Here is a 7,439-nt window from a genome sequence, read left to right as displayed (position 1 = left end):
CTATATCAGCCCGGTCGAGATGGAGCTAAAATCGGCTTGAACCCTGTCCACTTTTTTGGGGGAAGATCAGGATTGCTTCGTCGCAGGAGCTCCTCGCAATGACAAGCGTGACTACGACACCTTCACACCGTCGATCGCCACGATGCGCAAGCCCGGCTTTAACGTCTCGTCGAGCTGCGACTTCAATTCGTGAACGCGCGGGTTGCTCGAGCGTGCGGCACACACCGCGTATTGATGGACCGATTGCGCCAATGCGCGCCGCGCTTCCGGCGTCCGCGTCAATTCGGGCTCTGCAAGCCGCAACACGATCGCCGCGAGATTCACCAGCATCTCGTCCAGCGCGACGTCGATGGTCGCCAGATTCCGCATCGCTCACTCTCCTTGAGAGGGCAACAGCGCGTCCGGGCATGCGTTCCTGGCGGAGCCAGACATGGCTAACGCTTCGTAAACGTCTTGTTCTTGCCGCTTGGCGGCGGTCAAGAAGATCGGCAAGGTCGAGTAGGTTCCGGGGCTGTTTTCACATTTTGTTGTTGGTCCAGAACCGGCTCCCGCCTCATTGATTGATGAAAATCGACGGGAATCGAGAAGGATCGGGATATGCGAACAGAGCGGATTGCGCTGGGTGTCGTGCTCGCGATCGGCGGCATCGTCGCGCCGGGCGCAGCATTCGCTGAAGAGTATCGCGGAACAATGGAACAGCAGATGGCGTGTACGCCGGACGTCTGGCGGCTATGCAGCGACCAGATTCCCGACGTCAGCCGCATCACCGCCTGCTTGCAGCAGAACACGCCGCAGCTCTCGAGCGGCTGCCGCGCCGTGTTCCAGTCCAACAACCAGATGCCGCCGCAACAGCAGGTCCCGCGCAATCGCGCTGCACCGCCGCGCTATAACAATGCGCTGCCGCCACCTCCGCAGGCGCAACCGCGTCCCTATGACGAGGATGACTAGCCTCTGTTAAGGGCGGTGTTCGCAGACGTCGACCCATTCGGCCGCGGTGAGCTCGGCCATCCGCTCCGGCGTGATGCGCACCGCGCTGTGGGTTGAGCCGGCGGCCGGCACCACCACGTCGAACGCCTTCAGCGACACGTCGCAATAGACCGGCAGCGGCGCCTTCAGGCCGAACGGGCAGACGCCGCCGACCTCGTGTCCGGTGATGTCGGCGACCTCCTCCAGCCCGAGCATCTTCGGCTTGCCGCCGAACTGCGCCTTGACCTTCTTGTTGTCCATTCGCGAGGTGCCGGCGGCCACGATCAGGATCACGCGCTCGCCGATGCGCAAGGACAACGTCTTGGCGATCCGGCCGGGCTCGACGCCATAGGCTTCGGCCGCAAGCGGCACCGTGGCCGAGCTGATCGGCGATTCCATCACGGTGATGTCGGGGGCTTTCTTGGCGAAGAAGGCGCGAACGGATTCCAGGCTCATTCCGGGCAGCTCATGTCAGACTTGTCAGACTTACGGGCGGCGATGCCTAGGCAATCCCTGGCAGCTCGGAGAGCGCATGGACGCGGTGGTCCGGCGCAAAGCCAAGCTCGTCCATCTGGGTGCGGATCGCCCTAAACATGGTGAGCGGTGCCATGAGTTCGTTCTCGACGCAAGCCAGCGCCATGGCTTCCGGCGTCACCCGCTCGATCCAGGCGACGTTCAATCCAAACGACTTTGCTCCCGCCACGTCCCAGGGATTGGAGGACACGAACAGAACCTCGCTCGGCGCGGTACCGAGCACCTCGCCGATCAGCTCATAGGCTGCCGGGCTCGGCTTGAAGATTTTCTTGGCGTCCACGCTGATGGTCGCATCGAGCAGGCGGTCGAGCCCGGAATTGCGCACCAACGCATTCAGCATGTCCGGGCTGCCATTGGAGAGGATGGCAAGCTTTCGCGGTTTGAGCGCGGTGAGCGCTGCGGTGGCATCCGGATAAAGATCGAGCTGCAGGTACTTCTCAATGACGCGCTCGAACGCCTCGCTCTCGTAGGCCAGCCCCAGCACCCGCAACGTATAGGCAAGGGAGTCGCGGGTGACCGCGCCAAAATCCTGGTAGCGCCGCATCAGCGAGCGCAACCAGGTGTATTCGAGCTGCTTGATGCGCCAGACCTGCGTGATGATCTCGCCATAGCCCGGAAACGCATCCTCGGTGATCTCCGCGACCGACTGGATGTCGTAGAGCGTCCCATAGGCGTCGAAGACGACGGCGTTGATGCTCATGGGCTGTCCTTCCAGGTCGTTGCGGTCGCAAGAATTCCGCTTGGGGAGTGCGCATCATCGTCAGCTTACCAGAGCAAAGCGGAGGTCTGCCACTGCAAGTGTGATCGGCGGGTCGTTACCCGGAAGAGACGTTGAAGGGGTGCCATTTGTGTTTAGTCATATTGTTCGGGGCAGGAATACAACCGAGGGCTCGATCTCAACAAGGAACTCGTCCCTGGCGAGGCTCGTAACTCCGATCCAAGTTGTGCACGGTGGATTATCACCAAATACAGCCTTGAGGGCGTGAGATATGGCGTCACCTTGGTGGAGGTGGGTTTGCCTGATGTAAATCCGTAGCGATCCCACGTCATCAAGTCTGGCACCAACGGAAGCTAGGGCGACGCTGAGGTTTTCCAAACTCTTTTCCAATTGGCGTCCAATGTCATCAGTACCGACGATGTTTCCATTCGAGTCCCACGCGACTTGACCAGAAATGTGTATCGCGTGCCCTAGGGGCGTCGGAGTAACGGCCACCTGAGCAAAACCGAATTTCCGACTGTCAAAAAGCTCGGTTGGAATTTTCATAGACCGGGTCATTACAGCTTCCTAGTTGGGGCAGGTCGCGGCGTTGTTGCCGACAACACTAACCTACGCTTGCTCAGGAAGGGCACTTCCGTTTATGGCCCGTCGCGGACCATCCGTGGCAGTTACTCGAATGTCGGTTGTCGACTGTAATTCCGACCCGGCCGGGAGCGTCGACGGAAGCCTGGCGCAGTCTGAGGTCTTGAGCATGAGGGCTTCGGTCGTTCGATCGAATGCCGCAACAATGGAGGTATGCTCCCTCCCCCGCTTGCGGGGGAGGGGTGGGGAGAGGGTGTCACCACAGCGGGATAATCCCCTAGAGGAAAGAACACTCACCCGCCGCACGGGACGATGCTTCGCATCGCCCGGCGCGTCGGCCTCTCCCGCAAGCGCTTGCGGGAGGGGTGCACCGAGCCCTCGGCCGCGTGATTCAGCCTAAGCCCATTGCGCTCTAGATTCCCAAAATCTTCCTTGCGTTGGCCTTCAGCACCTTCGGCCGGATCTCGTCGCGGATGTCGATCTTGGCGAAATCCGACAGCCAGCGGTCGGGCGTGATCACCGGCCAGTCCGAGCCGAACAGCATCTTGTCCTGCAGGATCGAGTTGATGTAGCGCACCAGGATCGGCGGGAAGTACTTTGGTGACCAGCCGGAGAGGTCGATGTAGACGTTCGGCTTGTGGGTCGCGACCGACAGCGCTTCCTCCTGCCAGGGGAAGGAGGGGTGGGCGAGGATGATCTTGAGGTCGGGGAAATCGGCCGCGACGTCGTCCATGTACATCGGGTTGGAATATTTCAGCCGCATCCCCATGCCGCCGGGCATGCCCGAGCCGACCCCGGTCTGGCCGGTGTGAAACAGCGCGATCGCGCCGCCATTGTTGATTTCTTCATAGAGCGGATAGGCCATGCGGTCATTGGCATAGAAGCCCTGCATGGTCGGGTGGAATTTGAAGCCGCGCACCCCGTATTCCTCGATCAGCTTGCGTGCTTCGCGCGCCCCGAGCTTGCCCTTGTGCGGGTCGATCGAGACGAAGGGAATGAGGACGTCGAGATGGTCGGAGGCGACCTCCAGCATCTCGTAATTGTTGTAGCGGCGGAAGCCGGTCTCGCGCTCGGCATCGACGGGGAAGATCACCGCCGCGATGTTCTTGGAGCGGTAATAGGCCGCGGTTTCCGGCACCGTCGGCGGATGCTTGTTCGGCGATTTGAAATACTCCGCCATCTGCGCCTGGAAATCGTCATAGCCGTCGTCGGGGTGGCAGCCGCAGGGCTCCTCGGCGTGGGTGTGGATGTCGATGGCGACGACATCGTCGATATTGGGCAGCTTCAGCTTCGGCATGGGTTTCCTCCCGACGGGTTGCCAAATTGATTATATGATATAACGAATTTGGCAAGGCGTCGTCGAAAGGGCCTGATTTCTCTGGCGATAAATCGGGCCGATCCGGCCGTTTCTACTGTGCGTGGGGTTGTTCTCGAGAATTTGCCGGTTCGGAAGGCGGCAGTTAACATTGACATCACCTCCCGCCATGCCTTAAGAACCGCCCCGTCCCGGGCGGTCATCCGCCAGCGGGAAAAATCTCATTTTGCCACATTCGCGCGTGCCGCAACGGTAGTGCCGAACACGGCCTTTCGAACGTTCAGGATTCCGCCATGAAGGTCCGTAACTCGCTGAAATCGCTGCGCGGTCGCCATCGCGCCAACCGCCTGGTCCGCCGCAAGGGCCGGGTCTATGTGATCAACAAGGTGCAGCGCCGCTTCAAGGCTCGCCAGGGCTGATCGGTCAGTCCGATCTCTGCCCTCGCGGTCGCCTCGCGCGTTCCCGCAAGACCACGGCTCACACGAGTTTGACGCCGCCTTTGCTTTGCAAGGGCGGCTTTGCGCGTTTAGACTTTCACCATGGCAGTGAGATTCCAGTTTGCGCGCACTCTGTGTCTGGCCCTCGTGCTGGGAACCGCTGGGCTGGCTCCAGCCTGGGCCCAGCAGGTTGAGCCGCCCGGCAAGCAGAAGAAGCTGCCCGAGGCGCCGGCCAAGCTGCCGAAGGTCGATCGCACCAAGAATCTCGATTTCCTGTTCGGCGCGCTGAAGGCTGCACCCGACGAGGTCAGCGCCAAGCATGTCGAAGCGCGGATCTGGGCGATCTGGCTCCAGACCCCGAGCGACACCGCGGCGCTGTTGATGACGCGCGCCAAGACCGCGGTCGATGCGAAGAAGATCGATGTCGCGATCAAGCTGCTGGATTCGATCATCAAGCTCAGGCCCGACTACATCGAGGCCTGGAACCGGCGCGCCACGCTCTATTACATGCAGAACGACTATGGCCGCTCGCTCGCGGATATCCAGCAAGTGCTGGTCCGGGAGCCGCGCCATTTCGGCGCGCTTGCAGGCCTCGGCATGATCATGCAGGAGGTCGGTGACGAGAAGCGCGCGCTCGACGCCTATCGCAAGGCGCTCGCCGTCAATCCGCACCTCGAAAAGATCCCCGATCAGGTCAAGGCGCTGACCGAGAAGGTCGAAGGCCGCGATATCTAGCCGACAACTCGATCAGCTTTCGAGCAATTGCACCCTGCGCGGGTTAACCACGATCGGAAACGCCGCGGCGCAAGGACTATTGCCCGGCCTGCCGCAGGCCTACCTGCATGGCAGGAGCGAAAGCCATGAAGCGTTTGATCTTTGCGGGGTGCTTGCTGCTGGCGTCGGGGACGGTGAGCTTTGCCGACGGACTGTTCTGGGTGGTCGGCAACCGCGCCACCGGAAAATGCAATATCGTGAGCAGCAATCCGGTCATCATCGGCGATATCTGGTTCGGCGACGGTCCCTACAAGTCCAAGGCCGATGCCAAGATTGCCCGTTCGACGATCCGCGTCTGTCCCGCGCTCACGCCGGACGAGGAAAAAGACGAGGACGGCACGGATTAGCCTGCGTTCCAAGCCTGATCCGGACCCGAAGGGCCGCGTTCGCGAAAAGTGTGCAGCGGTTTTCCGACAAGATCATGCTCAGAGCCTAAAGTGCGATCGATCGCACTTTAGTGCAAAACGCTGCCGCCGCGCTCGACGAGGCCGTGATCGGCGGCTGCGGCATAAGCCTTTGCCAGCTCCGCCTCGAGATGCTCGTTGATCAGCAGCAGCGCCCGCACGGCACCGCGCAGGTCGCCGTTGCAGCTCGCGACGATTTCGTCGATCGCAGTGTCGTTCGATCTGAAGCTCATCGAAATTCCTCCGGTTCAAACCAGGACAAATTCTGCCGGTCTTTCCCACATCCCCTGAGGCTGCGAGGAGGATCGGCGCCCACCCGCGCCTAGATGGCGGAACCGACCATGGCGATTATAAGGAAGCCGCGATGACGGCCGCATGAAGCTGGTCCGAGGCTTGCGTGTCCTCTTGGAATATTGTTGATTCCATTGAGTTTTTACGTTCGGCAATTGTGCACATATCCACAGCCCCGGCATTTTCGGTGGAAGCACCGAAAGCCGAGGCTGCGAAACTGCCGCCCATCGGACCCGTAACTGCCCTGTGCCCTGGATCTCCCGGATTCTCTCCATGATCGTGATGTCAGTCTTGACGGCGCTGGTTCTGTTGGCGCTGGTCACGCAGGCCGGAATCGTCGCCGTGCAGCGCGCCTTTCCGCCGCAGGGCGAGATGGTCGAGGTCGACGGGGCCACGCTTCACGTCGTCGATATCGGCCCGCGCGATGCGGGGGTGCCGATCGTGATGCTGCACGGCGCAAGCTCCAATCTCGAAGCGATGCGGCGCCCGCTCGGCGACATTCTCGCCAAGGACCATCGCGTCATCCTGGTCGACCGCCCCGGCCATGGCTGGAGCACGCGGGCGCGGCGCCGGGATTCCACGCCGCAGATCCAGGCGCGGATGATCGATGAGGCGCTTGCAAAGCTCGGGATCGAGCGTGCGGTCTTCGTCGTGCATTCCTGGAGCGGCGCGCTCGGCGCGCGGCTTGCGCTCGATCACCCGGGCCGCGTCGCCGGCCTCGTCATGCTCGCGCCCGTCACCCATCCCTGGCGCGGCGGCGTCGGCCGTTACAACGAGATCATCGCGACGCCGGTGATCGGCCCGCTGCTTGCCTACACCATCACCCTGCCGCTCGGTTACGTCGTGGCCGAGTCTGGTGCGCGCAACGTATTCCTGCCGCAGATGATGCCTGATGGTTTCGTGCGGGATTCCGCGACGCCGCTGCTGCTGCGCCCGCGCGAATTCATCGCCAACGCCTATGATCTGGTGACGCTGAAGGAAGCCGTCGCGGCGCAAGCTCCGCGCTATGGCGAGATCAAAGCGCCGGTCACGATCATCGCCGGCGAGCCCGACAAGACGGTCAGGACCGGCATCCACGCCCGCCCCTTCGCGGCCATGGTGCCGAATGCGAAGCTGATCGTGCTGCCCGATCTCGGCCACATGGTGCAGAACGCCGTGCCGGATCGTGTGAAAGCGGAGATCGAGACGATGATCGGGAAAATCGCCCCGGCACAGGCGGCCGCCGATTAGAGCGAGATGGATGCTCCCGTAGCCCGGATGAGCGGATATCCGGGGGGCGCTCGCCCCGCATCTCGCGCTGTCCCGGATGTCGCTGCGCTCATCCGGGCTACGCAACCGTGCCTGTGTCGCGCTCTGTCAATCCGTCTCGCTAAAAATATTCCACTTTAACGAAATTCGGTTTTAGCGTATGTGTCGGC

11 protein-coding genes are annotated in these 7,439 nt (G+C 61.9%); 5 read left to right on the top strand and 6 right to left on the bottom strand.

Going from position 1 to position 7,439, the window contains the following annotated elements; genetic code table 11:
- Positions 1-111: 111 nt before the first annotated feature.
- Positions 112-369: a hypothetical protein gene (locus UNPA324_RS10985; RefSeq protein WP_141934686.1), complete on the bottom strand. Its 258-nt coding sequence runs from the start codon at positions 367-369 to the stop codon at positions 112-114.
- Positions 370-597: 228 nt separating this feature from the next.
- On the opposite strand from UNPA324_RS10985, the gene UNPA324_RS10980 reads away from it, so the two are divergent.
- On the top strand, positions 598-948 hold the full coding sequence (locus tag UNPA324_RS10980) for a hypothetical protein (RefSeq protein ID WP_141934685.1): 351 nt from the start codon (positions 598-600) through the stop codon (positions 946-948).
- 6 nt (positions 949-954) lie between these two features.
- Here UNPA324_RS10980 and UNPA324_RS10975 read toward each other — a convergent pair whose 3' ends face one another.
- From UNPA324_RS10975 to UNPA324_RS10960, 4 genes are all read right to left on the bottom strand, one after another.
- The gene (locus UNPA324_RS10975; protein ID WP_128921632.1) at positions 955-1,422 is read right to left on the bottom strand and encodes a YbaK/EbsC family protein; all 468 of its coding nucleotides are present in this window, start codon (positions 1,420-1,422) and stop codon (positions 955-957) included.
- Between the two features lie 46 nt (positions 1,423-1,468).
- Positions 1,469-2,200, bottom strand: a complete 732-nt coding sequence (locus UNPA324_RS10970) for a haloacid dehalogenase type II (RefSeq protein WP_128921631.1) — start codon at positions 2,198-2,200, stop codon at positions 1,469-1,471.
- Positions 2,201-2,356: 156 nt separating this feature from the next.
- Positions 2,357-2,764, bottom strand: coding sequence for a RidA family protein (locus tag UNPA324_RS10965; protein WP_246667295.1), 408 nt, complete (start codon positions 2,762-2,764; stop codon positions 2,357-2,359).
- Between the two features lie 448 nt (positions 2,765-3,212).
- Entirely contained in the window at positions 3,213-4,097 is an 885-nt protein-coding gene (locus UNPA324_RS10960) for an amidohydrolase family protein (RefSeq protein ID WP_128921629.1), read from the bottom strand.
- A gap of 311 nt (positions 4,098-4,408) precedes the next feature.
- On the opposite strand from UNPA324_RS10960, the gene ykgO reads away from it, so the two are divergent.
- The 3 genes from ykgO (at position 4,409) to UNPA324_RS10945 (ending at position 5,673) form a co-directional block, all read left to right on the top strand.
- Positions 4,409-4,534: a type B 50S ribosomal protein L36 gene (gene ykgO, locus UNPA324_RS10955; RefSeq protein ID WP_006611362.1), complete on the top strand. Its 126-nt coding sequence runs from the start codon at positions 4,409-4,411 to the stop codon at positions 4,532-4,534.
- Positions 4,535-4,654: 120 nt separating this feature from the next.
- Complete coding sequence (locus UNPA324_RS10950) at positions 4,655-5,287, top strand: tetratricopeptide repeat protein (protein ID WP_128921628.1); 633 nt, start codon at positions 4,655-4,657, stop codon at positions 5,285-5,287.
- Positions 5,288-5,412: 125 nt separating this feature from the next.
- Entirely contained in the window at positions 5,413-5,673 is a 261-nt protein-coding gene (locus UNPA324_RS10945) for a hypothetical protein (protein WP_128921627.1), read from the top strand.
- Between the two features lie 107 nt (positions 5,674-5,780).
- On the opposite strand, the gene UNPA324_RS10940 is transcribed toward UNPA324_RS10945, so the two are convergent.
- The gene (locus tag UNPA324_RS10940; protein ID WP_128921626.1) at positions 5,781-5,963 is read right to left on the bottom strand and encodes a hypothetical protein; all 183 of its coding nucleotides are present in this window, start codon (positions 5,961-5,963) and stop codon (positions 5,781-5,783) included.
- Positions 5,964-6,294: 331 nt separating this feature from the next.
- Between UNPA324_RS10940 and UNPA324_RS10935 the strand changes: the two genes are divergently transcribed.
- Positions 6,295-7,251 (top strand): alpha/beta fold hydrolase, encoded by a 957-nt coding sequence (locus UNPA324_RS10935; RefSeq protein WP_164936525.1) that lies wholly within the window; start codon positions 6,295-6,297, stop codon positions 7,249-7,251.
- Positions 7,252-7,439 lie beyond the last annotated feature (188 nt).

The sequence above is a fragment of the Bradyrhizobium sp. UNPA324 genome (genome assembly GCF_006658635.1).
Classification (GTDB): Bacteria; Pseudomonadota; Alphaproteobacteria; order Rhizobiales; family Xanthobacteraceae; genus Bradyrhizobium; species Bradyrhizobium nanningense.
This window is presented reverse-complemented; position numbering and strand designations above follow the sequence as displayed.